Consider the following 20,044-nt stretch of genomic DNA (forward strand, 5'->3'; position numbering starts at 1 on the left):
CATTTTGGCTGGTAATAACGAGACCACAGACCTTAAATAGCATGAAAGAGAAAAAGGATAACGGGCTAATTTTCAGCCTATTGCAGTTTCATAATTTTTTTTAATAAGGAAACGCCAGTTCCCCTATAAGGAAACTGGCTCCAGACAATATGTCATAAATCTTTCGTATTCATTCCTCTTCGGTATTTCATGCAGGTGTTGTACATTCACATTTTACTCCATAATAATCACGACCGGATTATCTTCTTCGCCTACTTTTCTTAAAGCTGTGACTTCCTCCGGTAAATCATTTTTATCTCCATTCTCTTCAAACCATGAAACGACCTGATCTGCCGAAATGATCTGAGCAAACTCGCCATCGGGAGAAACTGATTCAGGTTGTAAAGAAAGGAAACCGTCCAGATCGTTTTCAAAAGCGGTGTCATATTTAGCGACTTTGACTATTCCACTTTTCTTATCGAACATAGCATTATAAATAAGCTTATCCTTATACAGATCCACAATGAAACGTAAAAGAAAAACATCTTTCCCTTCTAACATTTCTGTCGGATAAGCTACATGAGTCTTTTCCTTATTGAAACGTTCCTTTGGATTCCAATAATAAGATGCCATATCCAAACGACGGACAGGTAATAAAGCATCTGCCGTTACCTGATAAATTGTATCATTGAATTGTTCCATAAAGAACAAATCTTTCCCCTGGTGCCAGAAGAAACGGTCACTTACCGGATAAGCAGCCATTTGTCCATCCTTATAACTTATAATAATCATACCACCGCCAAAACCTTTACTATGAGTGACACTGAGTGATTCTATATCATCTGGATTCACCTTCAATGACATCGTATCTTTGCCGGATGGTAAAAACTGATTAATGATCATTGTATCACGGAATACAATCACCCGGTCGGGATCACCGTTACCTGCTATAGAATGAGCGACAAGTGTCTGATTATCTAAATAATTAAAGACTGTAAAGGCAGGAAATACAGAAGTATTAACCGGGGTTTTCTTTTCTCCGTAATAAGAACCATCAGCATTATAAATAATAAGTTTCTCATTCCAACCGCTAAAATAAATCCGGTTATTCGGATAGTCCAGCCAACACCCTCTCACATCGCTATATCCTTCAGGATCATTGCCAACATGCCCCACAGAGGTTAAGAAGCGACCGGTTGCCCTGTCAAACAGAAAACATTGTTTTTGAGCAGTTGTCACCAACAATTTGTCATGTAGGATCTTCACGGACGGATTCTGCCCTACCAGACAACTGTCATTCGTTTCCAACGCCACATAAGATACTTGTTTGAAACAGTCGGAAGCCTTCAATCCGGAAGGAGCGTCGAGAGCGGCTCCTACAGGGATTACGGTTATTTCTCCATCCGTTGTCTTACTTTCATTGCAGGCGGTAAGAAAAAGACAGGCGGCAAAAGCTGCCTGATATAAATAGGTCTTCATCATTTCACTTCTTCTTTGTGGATGCATTTTTCGTTGTTATCAGAATAACACCGTCTTTTCCTCTCTCTCCATATAATTTTACTGAAGATTCATCCTTCAACACAGATATAGATTCAATAATATTAGGATTCAACTTATCTATAGCATCATCCTTTATTTGTTCTACTCCGTCAATAATTATGAGAGGCTTTTCTTTTCCGATCTGTCCGTCCCTGATACGGATTTTTACGTCCCCAGGCAGACGATCAGACAAACGACCATAACCGACCACCTTTACATCGTCCTCTTTTATTTTGCCGGAAGCAATAGCACCCTTAGTAACGACCGAGATCACACCTTGCTTGTCCGAAGCATTATATTTAGTCAGGATTTCTTCACTCTTATCTTTTGGACTCATACTAAAACTATGAATGTTCTCCGGACTCACTTTATCCAGCTCCTCATAAGTAGCTACTTCATTATCAATCAGGATCAGGTTACGAGACATCTCTACTCTCTGTTTGATATTTCTCATCCGATCTTCGGCGTCTTTCGAGAAATTATCCAGTTGTTGTTGCATAACCTCCAGCGGATTTTCCGTTTTCTCTTTTTCCTGTGTAACAGAGTCCTTATTTGCCTTCGCTTCCGTCTTTATTACTTTTACTACTTGAGGGGCAGATGCCACAACCTCTTTTATGGCAGGTTTCTCTACAGGGGCAGGGACAACCTCGACTACCGGTTCAGCTTTTTTAGGCTCGATAACTTCCTTAACCGGAACAATTTCGCTAATTTTGGCACTTGAAATCTTTCCCAGTTCACGAGAGATTTCGGGACGGGCAAAAGCTACAACCGCTACAGCTGTCAGCGGAAGTACATAGAGATACTTTAATCTCGCCCACGGATTCGATTTTCGTTTTAACATCATAGTAATTCGTTTTTTTAGTTTACTGTGATTAAAGCTGTTGGCCATAGAAGTGAAGCGCTGTGAACCAACAGCTTTTTTTATTAATAATAATTGATAATGTTTCGCGTCGATGCCATGATTGATCACACTTTCATCAGCCTCGTATTCATGAATATTCTCCAATTCCTGTTTTAGTAACCAGACAGCAGGATTGAACCATTGAAGAATGACGCAAAAGCTACAGATCAGCATATCGACAGAGTGACGGGCACGGATATGCGCCATCTCATGCGTCAGTATCTCTTCACCGCTTTCTTCCATATCTTTTTGCGAAATGACAATGTATCCCATCCAACTGAACGGACATACAGTCTCATCCGTAACCACCAGTTTGCTACCATCGGGAAGCACCTGCTTCTCTCCCATCCCGATCATCCGGCATATGCGGATTGTCGAATAAAGGAAGCGGGCAAAAAAGAAAACACAGCCTACCAGATAAACTACAAACAGTAACGGAAGCCAGAATGACTGGGAGGTCTGTACCTGTATCTCTGTCTGCATTTGTGCCATCTGTAAGAGATATTCCAGATTCTGCAAGGGGCGCTGTATGGCAACCGGTTCATCGGTCATAATACGGATAAATGGAATGGCAACGGAAAGAATGATTACCCCTAACAAGGCAATCCGGTTAAAGCGGTGAAACGTTTCACGGCTTAACAACAGTCTGTAGAACAGATAAAAAGCTGCCAGACATACAGACGATTTAAGGATATAAACAAAGAAGTCTCCCATAATTGTCAGTTTTTATTTCCTTGTTCCACTTCGTCCAACAACTTCCGAAGTTCATCCACAGAGATATCTTCCTCCTTAATCAGGGAAGAAACAACGCCCAGATAAGAGTTATTGAAATATTTGGCAATAACATTCTTCAATGCACCTTTGCTGTACTCTGTCTCACTAACGGCGGCATAATACTGATAAGTATTGCCGAAAGTGTTATGTGAAAGGAATCCTTTATCCTCCAATCCCCGGACAATCGTCGATAATGTATTGAAATGAGGTTTAGGTTCCTCATAATATTCCAGCAGTTGTTTTACAAAAAGAGGACCTTTCTCCCAGAAATAGCCCATGATCTCTTCTTCTTTTGCAGTCAGTCGTTTCATAATTCCTGTTGTTTCGGGCAAAGTAACTAAATGTTTTAGTTTGAAAACTAAATCACTTAGTTAATAAACTAAAAGAAGTCGTTTTTCTTCCTCTTCTTCCTTTTTATTGGATTATTTTTCTCTATCTATGTTCCATTTTTGTGGTCGGAGACCTGTACCCCCTTCTGTTATTTCATCCGCGAGGAACCAAATAACAATGTCTATTTATGTAAAAAGAGGCTCCTGCATTCTATACAGGAGCCTCTTGGTTTTTTATCGTTTCGGAATGTCCACCGACTTATCCGATTTTCCCAGCAAATGTTCTGAGAAGTAATCGACCATACGCCAATAGAAGTATTCATCCATATCACCGAAACCATGACGCTGTTGCGGCAACAGCAACATATCGAAACGTTTATTGGCACGGATCAGTCCGTCTACCACACGCATCGTGTTACCCGGATGCACGTTGTTGTCGATATCTCCGTGAACCAGCAGCAGATGCCCTTTCAACTGCTTGGCCAGTTCGGGATTGCTCTTGATACTGTATGTAAATGTCGTATCGCCTTTTTCTGATACCACTTCTTTTACGCCATGATGCGTTTCACTCCACCAACGGTTATAAATCTTATTATCATGATTACCGGCACAAGATACGGCCACCTTGAAGAAATCAGGATATTGCAGGATAGCTGCGGTCGACATAAAACCACCACCCGAGTGTCCGTGAATACCGACACGGTGGATATCAATGTACTTATGTTTATCCGCCAACTGGATAATAGCAGCTTTCTGATCAGCCAGCCCATAATCACGCAGATTTCCGTATCCGAAGTTATGATACCATTTCGAACGGCTCGGATGACCGCCACGGTTACCGACTGATACGACAATAAAGCCAGCCTGTGCCAAACGGTCGGTACGGACGCTCATACGGGTAAACGGATAGCGTGTCGCTTCAACCTGCGGACCTGGATAAACGTAGTCGATAATAGGATATACTGCTGTCGAATCGAAATTGAAAGGCTTATACATGACACCGTAAAGATCCGTTACGCCATCGGCAGCTTTTACCTTAAATGGTTCCGGGAACTGGTAACCGGCAGCAAACAGTTGCGAGAAATCGCTTTCTTCCAGTTCCATCACTTTACGACCGGTATTATCCAACAGATCCGATTTCGGAACAGTGTTGATACGGGAATAATTATGGACGATGAATTGGGCGTTATCATCTACACGGACATCATGGAAATAATCGCCGGCAGAAACCATCTGCAAACCGCTTCCGTCGAGGTTAGCCCGGTAAAGATGTTCATAATAAGGATTCTCCCCTTTTTCTCTTCCGTTGGCAAGGAAATAGACAACGCGTTTGGCTTCGTCGACCTTCACGATCTGGTCTACATGCCAAGGGCCTGATGTGATGCGGTTCTTCAGATTACCTTTGTCGTCATAAAGATACAGATGCGCCCAACCGTCGCGTTCGCTCCAATGGATCAGTTCTTTTCCGTTATTAACAGCAGCCAGTGGACGGAGTTCGATATACGTATTCATACGTTCTTCGATAATCGGACGGATAGAGTCTTCACCGATCGTATAAGTACAGACGTCGATGCGATGCAGGTCACGACTGGAACGGGTAACGAAGAAACGGTTATTATCACCCAACCAAATACTGGGCAGTTCTTTCATATCACGCTGTTTATGCAGGCGGGGCCGATAAGCCATACGTATTGTCTGGTCTTTGAATGCTTGCGTATTGATCTCTTTGTAAGAGTCGTTACTCATGTCAAACAGATACAGATGACTGACAGGAGCTTCCTTTTCACCCGGCATCTGGTATTTATAAGTCTCTAATGTCGGTCGCGGAGTGGCCATAGCATTGATCACCCACAGGTCTTTCACCTTGCGGTTATCTGAAATAGAGATTACAAAATGACGGGAATCGGGCGACCATAACAGATAACCCGGGTTCTTCCTTTTACCGTTACATAAGGTATCTGTATTCAGAAGACTGTAAGGCTGACCGAAACCGAAGTCTTTTACACCGGTTGTCGTCAGTTGTATCTCTGTGACCGTACTGTCTTTATCATCTTTCTTCAGTTTCTCATAATCTTCACGCGACATACGATACAGATTCAGGTCTTTGGCATAGACTACCGTTTTACCGTCCGGTGAGATAGAGGCCCAGTTTGGATATTCCGTATCCTTCTTTTTGTCTGCCAGATAGGTCAATTTACGTGTCGGATAATCATAGGAGAAATAGAATACCTCCTTTTTCGTCTTTTTGTCTTTATCCGTGCTGTCCTTTTTGGCGTCTTGTGAAGAGGTAATTTGGAAAGTAAAAGTACGTCCGTCCTCTCCCGTCTCCAACTTCTGGATAGGCAACTGTTGAGCCGTATACGGATCCTTAACGATCTCAGTCAATTCGGCAGCCAGCTTATCCTGATCGAACAAAGGACGTTTCGTCTTTGCGGAAGGATCAACCACATACCAGACATTACCGTTTCCTGTTTTATATTCATACCAGAAGCAGTTACCAGCCTTAAACCAATGCGGGTCCACCGAAGTGGAAAACAACATAGTCGATAATTTATTACCCGCAAAACGTTCAGCCTGCGTATAACCCGGTAGCGGATCGTCTGCCGAAGTTGTTTGCGCACTTGCGCCAAAAGAAAGAAGAAGTCCTGACGCGACTAGAAGTAGATGTTTTTTCATATTTTACAAATTGTGTTATATTGTTATTACATATGGAAGATGCCATAAAGCAGCTAACTGTTCATTTCATGATAACGACAACCGGATTGTCTTCCTCCCCCACTTTACGAAGTTGTTCCACATCGTCCGGCAGGTTTCGAACTTCCGGATGCTCCTCAAACCAAGAAACGATTTCACCCGGCTGAATAAGTTGTGCGAACTCACCTTCGCTATTGGATGTCACAGGTTGAAGAGGCAAAAAACTACCCAGATCGTTTATCAGCCCACTATCATAAGGGGCCACCATCACCTTTCCGGATCTTTTATTGTAGACCGCATTATAAGCCACCCGTTCCTTTTCATGATAAAGATTCCTGCAAAAACGGAATAAGACGATCTGCCCGTTCTCGAAAAAGTCAAGCAGGTAGAAACCTTTGTCTTTATGCGCATAATACCGATCGGCTACATCCCAATGGTATGATCCCAAATCCAACAGGCGTTCCGGATGCAGACCGTCCGGCATCACCCGGTAAATCGTGTCGTTGAAATTTCCCTTAAAGAAAACATCTTTGCCGAAATGCCAAAAGGGACTCTTATTCTCACTCGCTACGAGACTACTTTTCCCGTCATCCAGGATAATATATAACTTATGCCCTCCTGTTCCCTCTGTTGCAATAGAGAACTTGTCGACATCAATACCCAAGCGAGGAGTATGTTCGTTTGCCGGTTCACTATTAGTCGGGAAAACAGATAAGACCGAAGTGTCTCGTATAAAAGTAATGCAGTCCGGCGTTGTTTCTGTGGCGTATGAATGAACCAACAACGTCTCCTTATCCCAATAATCATATTCCAATGGGCAAATGGAGCCTTCCGGAAGGGTCAAGACCTCAGGCTGTTTCCGGATAAAACGATTGTCCAGATCGTAAACCGTCATCTTCCTGTAGTCGATCGACGGGAAATAAAGTTGTTCCGCCGAACCGTTAAGCCATCCATACATTTCCCTGCAAGCTTCAGGATCATCACCTACATGACCGATCGAATGAAGAAATTTCCCCGTCTGTTTATCAAAGGCAAAACACTGTTGGTGCGAAGTCATCACTATAATCCGGTCGGAAGCAATTTGTATCAAAGGATCGTTACCGATCAGACAACTGTCCGAAGTTTCCAAAGTCACATAATGTACTTGGGAGAAACAATCTGAAGCCTTCAACTCCGTTTGGTTTTCAAAAGCTGTTGCCAGTCGGATCGTTTCGAGTTCTCCGGTTTCCGTCTGACGGCCACTGCAAGAGGCTAAAAGGCCCAAAAAGAGAAATACTCCTCCTAAAAGTTTTCGTTCCATATTCTATTTTCCATAATAACTTAAAAACTTCAATCAGCCAAGGTTAACGCATAATTGTGTTATACTGTTTGCTTGCTTTCATGCAAAAGTATATAAATATTTTGTTTCTCAAATGAAAGAATAAAAAAATCCCCTACTCTATCGACCGATAAAGCAGGGGATTAAGATATTGTTAACTACTCTATTATACCGGAAGAGTGCCGCCGATCAGGATAACAACCAGCAAAGCCAAGATTGCATACAACTCAGGGAATACGGCCATAACCATTGTTGCACCGAATACGTTGTGACCTGCACCTACACCGGCGATACCGTTTGCACAAACTTCTGCCTGACGGATAGAAGAGAACAAACCTGCAAAACCTAATACCAAGCCTGCGCCGAAGATAGCTGTTGCATTCAACATTGTAATGCTGTCAACCAGGAATTTCTGCATCATGAAATAACCCACGAATCCGTACAAACCCTGTGAAGAAGGCAACGCACTTAATGCGATGTAAGTACCCAGTGCATCCGGGTTCTTCTTCATTGCTCCTACTACTGCGTTACCGCAGATTGTTACACCATAACTACTGCCGATAAAGGTTAAACCTGTCATCAACGCAATACCCAGATAAGCTAATAAAATTGGTTCCATAATGAAATTTGTTTGTTTAATTATTCTTTTGTTATTATTTAAATCACGTTTTGTTTATGCTTTCTTAAAAGGTTCGTACGCCTTACCACCGCCTTCGAACTCTGCATTCTTATAATACTCCACGAAGATCAGACGAAGCGGGTGAACCAGCGAACTGATAGTACACAGACCGATGTTGATCGCATGACCGACCAAAAGGATCAGCAACATACAAATCACACGTAATACTACGTTCAGACCTTCTGTCATATCCACAGCCAACGAATTGAATACGCCTCCCAGGATCGCACCGGTCAGACCGATCGCGAACAGACGGATATAAGACAAAGTATCACCCAACAGCCCGGAAGCCATATTGTAAGTATTCCACAGACCTGTACCGAAGTTCAGGAAGATATTCTTGCCCGGCGTATTGTAAAGGAAAGCGACCAGCAATCCAAGCCCGGCTATTACCAGGAATACATTTTTCACCATTTCGGGCAACTGTACATTCAACATCGGCAAGCCGAATACCAGACACAATGCCAGGATAATGAATACCCATGCCAACGGTGCAATACCATATTTCTTCCCTTTCTGAGACATGATCTTCAGCGCAGCAATTGTCTTTCCGAACAGGATCTGCACCAATCCGATAATGATAGAGAATGTCATCAGGTTATCGCTTGATACAAAGTAGTCTTTTACCGAAGCAAAAGCAGGTATGTCGACTAAAGCGATACCGAAGAACGAACCTGTACACGTACCGACGATCAGCGCCGCCAATCCGAGATACTGGAACAGACTCAGGAACGGTTTGAAGTCCGGATTGACTTTCCGTTTCAGGATCGTACAGGCTATCATTACCAGTAACCCGTATCCGCCGTCACCGAAACAAAGTCCGAAGAACAGCATAAAGAACGGGGCAAAGAATGGTGTCGGGTCGAACTCGCCATAGTTAGGCAAAGAGAACATCCGGGTGATCGGTTCGTATAGCTTGGCAAACTTACCGTTCTTCAACAGGATAGGTACCTTGTCACCTTCTTCTATCTCCTGTGCCTGATAGAAGTAATTATCCTTTTCCAGCGCTTCTTCCATTGCCCGGGCTTTCTCGGTCGGAACCCAGCCTTCCAGCAACATCAGCTTTTCCCCTGCCTGACGGTCTGTCTGCACCAATACATTCGACAGATTGAACTCGTTTTGCAGGTTCTTATCGAACAGGTCGAGGGTATTATAATCGGATGCAGCCAGTTTTTTCATTTCGGCATCCAATGCTTTCATTTCCTGCTGTAACAGATCGAGACGTGCATTCAGTTTTTGCAAACCTCTGTCCGGCATCTTCGGACGCTCCGCATCTATATCGATATGTGTACCTTCCTTTGTTATTGTAACAAAATAAGTTACCGACTGGAAGTTATTGATCAACACAGCATTATACTCGTCTCCCCATTTCGGTTCATACTTAGCGGTCGGACAAGTCCAGAACGTAATATCATATCCAGCCTTCTTCAAACGATTGAAGTTAGCCCAACTGAAATCACCCCAGATCTCCATATAGGCAATATCCTTTTCAAGAGATGCCTTAACAGACTGGAGCTGCACTTTCTTATCCTGCAATCCTTCTATTTTCTGTACCAACTTCATTCCGGCTTTCTTGTCCAGTTCACGGGCAGGTGCCAACTGAACATCTTTCAACTGACTATTTAGGTTCTTGAAGAAACGCATTAACAGATTGACACGCTTCCGTATAGCCAGAATATCCTGAAGTTCCGCATTATCGAGAATAGACTTGTTTTCCTTCACGTGCACAACGCCCAGTTCGCGCAGTTGTGCCAGAAACGTATCATATTCCCTATGATATACCATAAAGGCATATTTGCTCATCTTTACTATCATACGCCAGCCTCCTCTTTATGTTCTTCTTTCGCTTTACGCTTCTCCTGGTTAGCCCGCATGATCTTCTGTGACGACTTGGAGAGGCTCTCTTCGTCCTCCATAAACCGTTTCACTTTCCGGATCGCATCTTTATAGCCGGGGATCTGTACCTTCTCAAAAAGGTTCACCTTTTGAGTAGTCTTCTTCCTGGCATGCTCCAACAACTCCAGCTTCATTCCCGAAAACTCTGCTTCTATCCCGGTACGCGCCAACTGCTTCAGCAGTTCGACACCATCGGTAAACCAAGCAGGGGAATTAAAGAGACTATAATGTCCGATCTCGAACTGTATCTCGTTGAGGACAGGAACGATCACCCCGGCGATTTTCTTCGTCGTGAGCGTCACATCCTTTACAGCGATCAGTTCGGGAGAGAACTCATTCCACAAAGCCACCATATTTTCGTAGCTCTGTATCTCCTGTTCCAGCTGAAGTTCCAATTTAGTCACTTCATCCTTGGTCCGCTTCACTTCGATACGCAACGCACTTTCCTTGCTCTTGATCGTAGGCAGGGAACGCTCGCGCATCTTCAGTTGCTTTTCCAGTTGCTGAAGAGAGGTTTTATTATATTGAAACTTTATTGCCATATTATATCGTTTTATATTCCATTCGGACGGAACTTTATTTTCTCTCGAAAGAAATTATATTTTCATCCGAATGGGACGGTCATAAGACCTCCTTATTTCTTCCAGTATTTGTCTACCAACTCTTGCTTGATATTCACTTCAGCCGGCTTGAAGTATTCGCCGAACAAACCCCATGCCACATCGAGCATTTCGGTTGTGTCGAGGTTAACGTCAATAGCCAATAGCTTTTCTGAATAATCCTTTGCAAAAGAAAGCGTACGGTTGTCGTAGTCTGTCAGGTCGAAACCGTTCTCCATCTTCGTCTTTGCGTTGGCAGCATCGGCATACAGACGAACGGCGGCGTTCATCACCTGCGGGTGGTCTTCGCGTGTCTTCTTTCCTGTTACCAGCTGTTTCAAACGTGACAAGCTTCGGAACGGATCGACGATAACCTTACCGACATCACTATCGCGGCGCAGGTATAACTGACCTTCGGTGATATAACCGGTATTATCAGGCACAGCGTGCGTAATATCGCCACCCGACAGGGTTGTTACCGCAATAATAGTGATAGAACCGCCGGCAGGGAACTGTACTGCTTTTTCGTAAATCTTTGCCAAATCGGAATACAACGAACCCGGCATAGAGTCCTTCGAAGGAATCTGATCCATACGGTTCGATACGATTGCCAGAGCATCCGCATAGTTGGTCATGTCAGTCAACAGTACCAATACCTTTTCGTTCTTCTGTACAGCGAAGTATTCAGCCGCACAAAGTGCCATATCCGGAATAAGGATACGTTCTACGGACGGGTCTTCGGTTGTATTGATAAAGCTCACGATACGGTCAAGTGCGCCGGCGTTGCTAAATGTATTTTTAAAGAACAGGTAGTCGTCGTTGGTCATACCCATACCACCGAGGATGATCTTATCCGATTGGGCACGCAGGGCTACCATTGCCATTACCTGGTTGAAAGGCTGATCAGGGTCAGCGAAGAACGGTATCTTCTGACCGGTTACCAACGTGTTGTTCAGGTCGATACCGGCAATACCTGTAGCGATCAGTTCAGACGGCTGTTTACGACGCACCGGGTTTACCGACGGACCGCCGATCTCCACTTCCGTTCCTTCAGGGATAGGGCCACCGTCGATCGGATCACCATACGCGTTAAAGAAACGTCCGGCCAACTGGTCACCTACTTTCAGCGTAGGCGCCTTGCCCATGAATACTACTTCGGCATTCGTACGGATACCTTCCGTACCGGAGAACACCTGCAACGTAACCTCGTCGCCGATGATCTTCACCACCTGTGCCAACTTGCCGTCTACGGAAGCCAGCTCGTCATACCCAACTCCCGTTGCTTTCAGCGAACAGGTAGCTTTCGTGATCTGGGTAATCTTCGTATATATTTTTTGAAATGCTTTTGTTGCCATACGTTCTGTTATTTTTCCATGCGCTCTGCGAGCAGGGCGTCAAGTTGATCGTTGAACTTCTTAAACTGGTCGCTTTCGTATTCGGAATAGTTCATCTGTTTGAAGACGTTGATCATCTGTTTGAAATATTCCATTACTTCAAGGAAGGTGTCGAAACGGAATTCCGCATGACAGATCTTCACCACCTTATCCAGCATAAATTCCTGACGAGCCAGCGGTGTCACGGCATCGATCGCATCGAAAGCATCCTGTTGCAGGATCACGAAGTCGATCAATTCTGACTTCCAGAAAGTAACATGGTATTCCACCGGTACACCGTCATCACCCAGGATGTTGATCTGCTCAGCGATTTCCTTACCACGCAACATACGGGTCTTGATCTCGTTCACCTTGTCGATCCATTCCGGAGAGATATGTTTGGCGATATATTCCTGGAATTCGGGATATTCCAGATATTTCGAATAACTGTCGATCGGGTTCACAGCCGGATAACGTTTGCGGTCGGCACGTTCCTGCTCCAAAGCGTAGAAACAGCGGGCAACCTTCTTCGTATTTTCCGTTACCGGTTCCTTCAGGTTACCACCGGCGGGCGATACCGTACCGATAAAGGTTACCGAACCTGTCTTTCCATTGTTCAATTCAACGAAACCTGCACGGGCATAGAAGTTAGCCACGATAGCAGACAAGTCCATCGGGAACGCATCCGGTCCGGGAAGTTCTTCCAAACGGTTGGACATCTCACGCAACGCCTGTGCCCAACGGGAAGTAGAGTCCGCCATCAACAATACCTTCAATCCCATGCTACGGTAATATTCTGCCAATGTCATGGCGGTATATACAGATGCTTCACGGGCAGCCACAGGCATGTTTGAAGTATTGGCGATAATGATGGTACGTTCCATCAGCTTACGTCCTGTATGCGGGTCGATCAGTTCGGGGAACTCGGTAAAGATTTCCACAACCTCATTCGCACGTTCACCGCAGGCAGCGATAATAACGATATCGGCTTCGGCCTGTTTGGAGATAGCGTGCTGAAGCACGGTCTTACCCGTACCGAACGGACCGGGGATAAATCCCGTACCGCCTTCTACGATCGGGTTTACCGTATCGATGGTACGAACACCTGTTTCCAACAGTTTGTATGGACGCGGTTTTTCTTTGTAACAAGTGATGGCTCTCTTTACCGGCCAACGCTGTATCATATTCACATCGATATCCTTACCATCTTCGTCAGTCAGAACGGCAATCGTCTGATTAATGGTATATTGTCCGGCTTCCACCAGGCTCTTTACAGTATAAGTTCCTTTAAACGTGAAAGGCACCATGATCTTGTGCGGCTGGAAGTTTTCATCCACTTCGCCCAACCAGTCACCTGCGGCCACCTGATCACCCACTTTCGCCAGCGGTTTGAAGTCCCACAGTTTATCGTTATCCAGTGCAAATGTATATTCACCACGTTTCAGGAACACGCCGTCCATTTTATCCAGGTCATTCTGCAAACCGTCGTAGTTACGCGACAGCATACCCGGCCCCAATGTTACTTCAAGCATGTGCCCTTCAAACTCGGCTTCGTCACCTACACGCATCCCACGTGTACTTTCAAATACCTGAACAAAGGCATCCTTCCCTATTACTTTAATAACCTCCGCCATCAGCTTCACGCCTCCTACGGAAATGTAACAGATTTCATTTTGAGAAACCGGCCCATCCACCTCTACGGTCACCAGGTTGGATACGATTCCTTTTACAATTCCTTTCGTAGCCATAATTATTTATTATTGTTTCTTTTAAATTCTTCCAACGCATTCTCACTACCATGCTTCATTGCTCCTACTATTTCGCGGAAGGTCTTCTCGCCCGTCACCTTATCCAAGGTAACCCAGCGTTCGATCATTTCCAGCTTCAGCAAGTAGGCGAACACACTTTCTATATCGAAAGTTTTGAAGAACGTATTATCGTCCAGCCATTTCCATTTCAGCAAATCCACTTTCTTTTCGCGGGCCATCAGGTCCGGTTCTTCGGCAATGCGTTGCAGGTCGGGCAGATAGTCCACCGTATCTCCCAGTCCGAAGTCACGGGCATTGGAAGTACGGATAGCTTCGGCTACCTCGTTGTGTCCCACTATATAGTCTGCTTTATCAAATCCATACTTACGGCAAGTAATAGCGGTCAGCATGTTATTGATATTGAGGTTCAGTTCAAACCAGCTACGGATAAAACCGTTGCTACATTTCATTGCATAGTCGTAATAAAGGGCTGCCAGGCGGTCTTCCCAGGAGATCGTCTGTTTTTCCTCTTTTTTCAGGCTATCCAGATACAGTTTGAAGAACTCGATGAAATAAGGAGGGATCCGTTTGTTCTTCGGCGGCTTTTCACCATCCTTCAAAGCATCAAACAGACTTTTGTACTCATCGTATGTAATACTTCCCTTCTCGTCCGGGTCGCTATCCGGCCGCTGTGAGAAAGCCAGCAGGTTCTTATTATCGAATTTGAGGAAAAACAAGTCTACCAACTTCTTATCACAAGACGTAAGAATACCGTCCAGTTCCTTTCTGAATTCAGAAACGGAATAGGTCAGTTTACTATCATCCAATGATATATTAGGGAGTCCGGCAATCAGACAGTAGTATTTACTCATATCAGAACAACATTTCTACCAGCCCGGGACGCAGGAATTCTTTGAAGAATGCAACAAATTCGTCTTCCCCGAAACTTACTTTATAAGAACCGTCGGCAGGAACAATCGTAAAGCCGGCATTCTTTCCGCTTACTTTCTCGATCTTTACGCCGCCGTCCAGCAAAGATTTGGCATTTGCCTCGAAATACTTGGTCAATGCGTCCGCATCGGCAGTCTGGATCGTGATCGCTTCTTTCTTAGCCCATTCTTTAGCCATTTCCAGAATAACTTTCTGCATGAAAGCGGTATCAGAAACGATCGCTTTTACATTCGAGGAAGTAATCTTTCCGGTTATAAGGTTCACAACTTCGCTCTTCAGCGCTTCTACGGCCTGGGTAGCGAACAGCTTCAATTCGGCTTCTGTATTTTTCTTCAGCTCGGCAGCCTGTTTTTGTGCCGCTGCAACAATACGTTTTGCTTCTGCTTCCGCTTCGCTGACAATCGCTTGTTTCTGAGCATTTGCATCGGCAATGATCCGTCCGGCTTCTTCGTTCCCCTTCTCTACTCCTTCTTTGTAGATCTTGTCGGTCAGTTCCTGAATCTTTGTATCCATTTTAAATATATTTATTAAGTTGTATTTCTCTCAGATATTAAACGCCCACAAAGTTATTATTTTTCGTGAATAAATGCTGAAATAAATGCAAAATCAATCTAAAAAATGAAACACTATAAATTAATTTCTAATTTTGTTGGTCTAAAAATCGCATTATATGTTCTCAATTAGAAAAGCTACTACAGACGACTGTCTGCTAATCAGAAACTTGGCATCCCAAATATGGGAGCCGACTTATGGTTCTATCCTCTCCCGTGAGCAACTCGACTATATGTTTGAGATGATGTATGCCCCGGAAAGTATTCTTAACCAGATGAATGAACTTCATCACGAGTTCTTTATCATTTACAAGGACGGAGAACCTTCCGGATACCTGTCTATCGAAACAGTTGAGAAAGACTTGTATGAGTTCCAAAAAATCTATTCGCTTCCTTCTTTGCATGGTTCTGGCATCGGACGTTTTATCATCGAACAGGGAGTTGCTTACCTGAAGACGATCCATCCGGGACCGTTTACCGTCGAACTGAATGTGAACCGCGAGAATCCGGCTGTCGGTTTCTATAAACATATGGGATTCCATGAACATGCGACACGCGATTTTCATATTGGGAACGGTTATTATATGAATGATTATATTATGCGGATGGAAGTGACAAACTAAAGAAAAACCTACTTAATAAGTACCCTTCAACCTACTCGATAAGTAAACCCTAGGGTTACTTACTAAGTAGACGGAAGCTTACTCGATAAGTAGATCGGAACTTACTTAGTAAGTAAACTTTCACATGCTTTACGAAGAATCATTTTATTGTTTTAAAGTCTGATGTAATTTTTCAACCCATTGGTACAGTTCCATACGGATACTCTCTATTTTATCAGGATATTTTTTACTGTCCGCTATCAATTGATATAATTTAAACAATGTCTGCACCGTCATCGCACAGTACGAATATTCCTGATAAGTATAGTTGAGTTCCAATTCCTTAAATTTATCTTGTAAAAATCTGATCAGCACCCGGGTATCTATTTCCTTTAACTCCATTACGGCTTCCACACCTTTCCGGCAAGCCAATATAGTATGAACGATACGCAGCTCATCTCCCAGATGTTTAATCCGTTCAGGTTCACCAATATGATCATCATATACCTTCTGACATAAAGCCAAAGTATTTTCAATATCCTTCGTCTCATTCGTTTTCAATGCTCTATGAAGTTCATCGATCAGTCTGTTAGCCCTGCTGATAACTAAATCATCGTCTTCAACATCAAATATTCCCAAATGAACATTCACCTTCATGTCGTATCTTACATACCGTTCTATAATATTGATCTGCCTATTGGTAGGTTTTCCTTTATTCTTGAATGTTTCAATCAGATTTTTCACACAACGAAGCAACCTGCCACACGCCTCATAATCACCTTCTTTCATCACTTTTTTTACTTCGTCAAGTATATCTTCCACATTTTGTTCCGTAGTGGGCAGAATTAGTTTCACAGCACTACAGTTCTTATAATTTTCAATGACTGTATCGATATCTTCTATTCTCGATTCGTCAAAGTTCTGGTGATGCGTCACATGCCACCCTGCACAAAACGGGCAATAATAACTCCGGCATGGGGCATAACGATTGTTTTCTTCAATTTCAGATTTGTTGAACTCAATAAAGTTGTCAGCCTTCTTCTGGCTCTCAAACAACATTTTGGGGCGTTTACATTGTGGGCAGAATATACGGTTCCTGGTAGGTTTCATGGAATTATCTTTTTGTATACTAGTGAATAGAATGCGACCGATGCGCATGCGTTAATGATTAACAGACAAAAGTAGGTAAAAAAAGATAAATTTTCATCCTTATCTGTTATGTTTTTACACTTCAAAAGCATTGGAAAATGAAAAAATAACTTCCTGAAAAAAAGCATAGGACTTTACAAATGTTAAGACAGGACCTTTAACTTTAAAATAAGGGACTTTTAAAATCAAAAGTCCTATCTTTTTTCAAGAAGAATAATTGTGTGTTAAATTCAAAATAGTTATCTTTGGAATATGCTAAATTATAATTAGTTACAAACCATATTTACATTACAATTTAATACTTGAATTCCATGAAACACTTCATCACGATCGCATGCCTTTTGATTTGTATAACAACTAACGGCATTTTTGCACAAACAAATGTAAACAGGCTGGACAGTATCCTTCCTGTCAGAGGATTGGCAATAGCAGCCCCGTCTGTGCAGAAAATGGATGTTTTCCTGAAGTTTATCGAAGAAGAACTTGCTCCCGGACATTTCAACCTGCTCATTCTCCGGGTTGACTGGAATTATGCTTACGAGTCTCATCCGGAACTGCGTGATCCCAATCCGCTTACCCTTCAGGATGTAAAACGAATCGTTGCCACCTGCCGGAAACATAACATACGGATAGCACCGCAGATAAACCTGCTCGGTCATCAGTCATGGGCAGAAACAACTTATGCCCTGCTCCGCGAATATCCGGAATTTGATGAAACACCGCATGTAGATACGAAACACTATACCGGATGGCCTAACCCGGACGGTTTATATTGCAAAAGTTACTGCCCTCTTCACCCCGATGTACATAAAGTTGTATTCGCTTTGGTCGACGAACTGACGGACGCATTTGAAACCGATCTGTTTCATGCCGGTATGGATGAAGTTTTCTATATCGGAGATGATAAATGTCCTCGTTGCAGCGGACGCGATAAAGCAGAATTATATGCCGGAGAGGTAACCAAAATACAAAATCACTTAACTCAACAGGGAAAACGGTTAATGATATGGGGCGATCGCCTGATAGATGGCAAAACAACCGGTATCGGTGCCTGGGAAGCTAGTATGAACAATACGTATCGTGCCATCGACCTTATCCCGAAAGAAGTTTTCATTTGCGACTGGCATTACGAACGTCCGGAACAAACGGCTGTCTATTTTGCCATGAAAGGATTTGACGTCGCCACTTGTCCCTGGCGAAAACCGGAAGTTGCCCTCAAACAATTGGATGATATGAAACGTTTCCGCCAGCAATCCGGTTCTCAAATGAGCAACCGTTTCCAGGGTATTATTGAGACAGTATGGTCAGGTGCCGACGGTTTTCTGGAAAACTATTACAAACCGGAAAGTGAGCATCAGGAGGTATCGGATGTGGTCACTATCAAAAAACTGATTAGCGCCTATAAGTCGATGAGCCAATAAAAGAAATTCTCTTAGAAAATAAATATCCGTGTACTGAGCATTCTCACATACACGGATATTTTTATTTTATAATACTCTTATAACAGATCCGAAGCCAACTCAGACAACTGGCTTCGTTCACCCTTGATCAGGTTGATATGGGCAAACAACTCCTGCCCTTTCATCTTGTCGACCATATAGGCCAAACCATTACTTTGGGCATCCAGATACGGCGAGTCGATCTGCTGGATATCACCTGTAAATACCATCTTTGTTCCTTCTCCGGCACGGGTGATGATCGTCTTGATCTCATGTGGAGTCAGATTCTGGGCTTCATCAATGATACAGAAAGTTTCCGACAAACTACGTCCGCGAATAAAGGCCAATGCCTCGATGACCAACTGATTATTCTTTTGTAAATCATCTATTTTACGGACATCCTGGCTTCCGGGAGCGAACTGGTTCTTTATCACGTTCAGATTATCGAACAGAGGCTGCATATAAGGAGCTACTTTCTGTTTTTCGTCTCCCGGCAGGAATCCGATATCCTTATTTGCCAACGCCACAATCGGACGAGCCAGCAGGATTTGCTTATAAAGTCCGGCTTGTTTAAGTGCGGCAGCCAGTGCCAGCAAGGTCTTACCTGTCCCGGCTTTACCCGTCAGTCCAACCAGTTTCACGTCCGGATCATTCAAAATTTCAAAAGCAAAACTTTGTTCCGCATTACGGGGTTGAATACCATAATTAGAACTCTTTTCCACCTTCTTTATCTTTCCCGTAAACGGATTATAACGAGCTAAAACAGAAGCCCGTATACTCTTCAATATAAAGCATTCGTTCGGTTCGAGTTTAGATTTGAATTCAAACAAATCCGCATCCAGTCCGTCAGGGGTTGAATAGATCTTATCGATCAGATCAGGATCTATATTTTCGTAGGTATCCTGAGCACGTTCAAAGATATCGACATTGATTACCTTATCCGTGATGTAGTCTTCCACCTGAATACCCAATGCACGGGCTTTCATACGCAGGTTGACATCCTTCGTAACCAGGATAGTCTGCATCTTAGGTGTCTTTTCTGCAACGGAAAGCGTGCAAGATAAGATACGGTGGTCAGGCGTCCTGTCCGGGAAAGACAAAGCTATCTTTTCCTGGTATTTGTCACCTGTTACGACATGTAATGTTCCCAACCCCGGTCCCAACGAGGCACCTTTCAAAAAGAGATCGTTACTGGTCATCAGATCCAGCTCGCGCACAAATTCACGGGCATTATAATTAATCTGGTCGCTCCCCTTTTTAAATTTATCCAATTCTTCCAACACGACGATAGGAAGATAGATATCATTCTCCTGAAAATTTTCGATACACTTGTAGTCATGCAAGATAACGTTGGTATCCAATACAAAATTCTTCTTTGCTCCCATGATCTTTCGATTTAAAGATTATCGCTTCTAAGTTAAAAACATTTTTGGAACTTGTTTGGTTTAAAACGGAAAATAAATGCGCCGGACCAATTTATTCTAGTTTTGTGCGAATTTCATAACCGGTTAAAAATCAGGAGT

Annotated in this window: 16 protein-coding genes; 2 read left to right on the forward strand and 14 right to left on the reverse strand. The window is 43.5% G+C overall.

The features are described 5' to 3' along the window. Positions 1-213: 213 nt before the first annotated feature. From C825_RS16145 to C825_RS16200, 12 genes are all read right to left on the reverse strand, one after another. Complete coding sequence (locus C825_RS16145; protein ID WP_010803229.1) at positions 214-1,461, reverse strand: DUF4934 domain-containing protein; 1,248 nt, start codon at positions 1,459-1,461, stop codon at positions 214-216. A gap of 1 nt (position 1,462) precedes the next feature. Next, on the reverse strand, positions 1,463-3,133 hold the full coding sequence (locus tag C825_RS16150; protein WP_010803230.1) for a M56 family metallopeptidase: 1,671 nt from the start codon (positions 3,131-3,133) through the stop codon (positions 1,463-1,465). Between the two features lie 5 nt (positions 3,134-3,138). Beyond that, the gene (locus C825_RS16155; RefSeq protein WP_044214457.1) at positions 3,139-3,504 is read right to left on the reverse strand and encodes a BlaI/MecI/CopY family transcriptional regulator; all 366 of its coding nucleotides are present in this window, start codon (positions 3,502-3,504) and stop codon (positions 3,139-3,141) included. A 252-nt stretch (positions 3,505-3,756) separates the two neighbouring features. Beyond that, positions 3,757-6,198 carry a S9 family peptidase gene (locus C825_RS16160; protein WP_010803232.1) on the reverse strand — a complete coding sequence of 814 codons (2,442 nt, stop codon included), beginning with the start codon at positions 6,196-6,198 and terminating at the stop codon, positions 3,757-3,759. Positions 6,199-6,259: 61 nt separating this feature from the next. Then, positions 6,260-7,516: a DUF4934 domain-containing protein gene (locus C825_RS16165; RefSeq protein ID WP_010803233.1), complete on the reverse strand. Its 1,257-nt coding sequence runs from the start codon at positions 7,514-7,516 to the stop codon at positions 6,260-6,262. 184 nt (positions 7,517-7,700) lie between these two features. Next, positions 7,701-8,153 (reverse strand): ATP synthase subunit C-like protein, encoded by a 453-nt coding sequence (locus tag C825_RS16170; RefSeq protein WP_005644070.1) that lies wholly within the window; start codon positions 8,151-8,153, stop codon positions 7,701-7,703. Positions 8,154-8,207: 54 nt separating this feature from the next. Beyond that, a complete protein-coding gene (locus C825_RS16175) occupies positions 8,208-10,028 on the reverse strand; it encodes a V-type ATP synthase subunit I (RefSeq protein WP_007656320.1) in 1,821 nt (606 codons plus the stop codon). Further along, positions 10,025-10,651, reverse strand: coding sequence for a V-type ATP synthase subunit D (locus tag C825_RS16180; RefSeq protein ID WP_007656319.1), 627 nt, complete (start codon positions 10,649-10,651; stop codon positions 10,025-10,027). The genes C825_RS16175 and C825_RS16180 overlap by 4 nt, the downstream gene beginning before the upstream one ends. Before the next feature lie 92 nt (positions 10,652-10,743). Beyond that, positions 10,744-12,063: a V-type ATP synthase subunit B gene (locus C825_RS16185; RefSeq protein WP_007656318.1), complete on the reverse strand. Its 1,320-nt coding sequence runs from the start codon at positions 12,061-12,063 to the stop codon at positions 10,744-10,746. Positions 12,064-12,071: 8 nt separating this feature from the next. Then, complete coding sequence (locus tag C825_RS16190; protein ID WP_007656317.1) at positions 12,072-13,829, reverse strand: V-type ATP synthase subunit A; 1,758 nt, start codon at positions 13,827-13,829, stop codon at positions 12,072-12,074. A gap of 2 nt (positions 13,830-13,831) precedes the next feature. Beyond that, entirely contained in the window at positions 13,832-14,701 is an 870-nt protein-coding gene (locus C825_RS16195; RefSeq protein ID WP_010803234.1) for a DUF2764 domain-containing protein, read from the reverse strand. Position 14,702: 1 nt separating this feature from the next. Then, on the reverse strand, positions 14,703-15,293 hold the full coding sequence (locus C825_RS16200) for a hypothetical protein (protein ID WP_007656315.1): 591 nt from the start codon (positions 15,291-15,293) through the stop codon (positions 14,703-14,705). A gap of 157 nt (positions 15,294-15,450) precedes the next feature. Here C825_RS16200 and C825_RS16205 point away from each other — a divergent pair, with 157 nt between their 5' ends. Then, the gene (locus C825_RS16205; protein ID WP_010803235.1) at positions 15,451-15,954 is read left to right on the forward strand and encodes a GNAT family N-acetyltransferase; all 504 of its coding nucleotides are present in this window, start codon (positions 15,451-15,453) and stop codon (positions 15,952-15,954) included. 144 nt (positions 15,955-16,098) lie between these two features. Here C825_RS16205 and C825_RS16210 read toward each other — a convergent pair whose 3' ends face one another. Then, positions 16,099-17,043 (reverse strand): hypothetical protein, encoded by a 945-nt coding sequence (locus C825_RS16210; protein ID WP_228100097.1) that lies wholly within the window; start codon positions 17,041-17,043, stop codon positions 16,099-16,101. 350 nt (positions 17,044-17,393) lie between these two features. Between C825_RS16210 and C825_RS16215 the strand changes: the two genes are divergently transcribed. Further along, on the forward strand, positions 17,394-18,503 hold the full coding sequence (locus C825_RS16215; RefSeq protein WP_010803236.1) for a family 20 glycosylhydrolase: 1,110 nt from the start codon (positions 17,394-17,396) through the stop codon (positions 18,501-18,503). Positions 18,504-18,580: 77 nt separating this feature from the next. Here C825_RS16215 and C825_RS16220 read toward each other — a convergent pair whose 3' ends face one another. Next, the gene (locus C825_RS16220; RefSeq protein WP_007656311.1) at positions 18,581-19,906 is read right to left on the reverse strand and encodes a PhoH family protein; all 1,326 of its coding nucleotides are present in this window, start codon (positions 19,904-19,906) and stop codon (positions 18,581-18,583) included. Between the last annotated feature and the right edge of the window lie 138 nt (positions 19,907-20,044).

Source organism: Parabacteroides sp. ASF519, from assembly GCF_000364265.2.
Taxonomy (GTDB): Bacteria; Bacteroidota; Bacteroidia; order Bacteroidales; family Tannerellaceae; genus Parabacteroides; species Parabacteroides goldsteinii.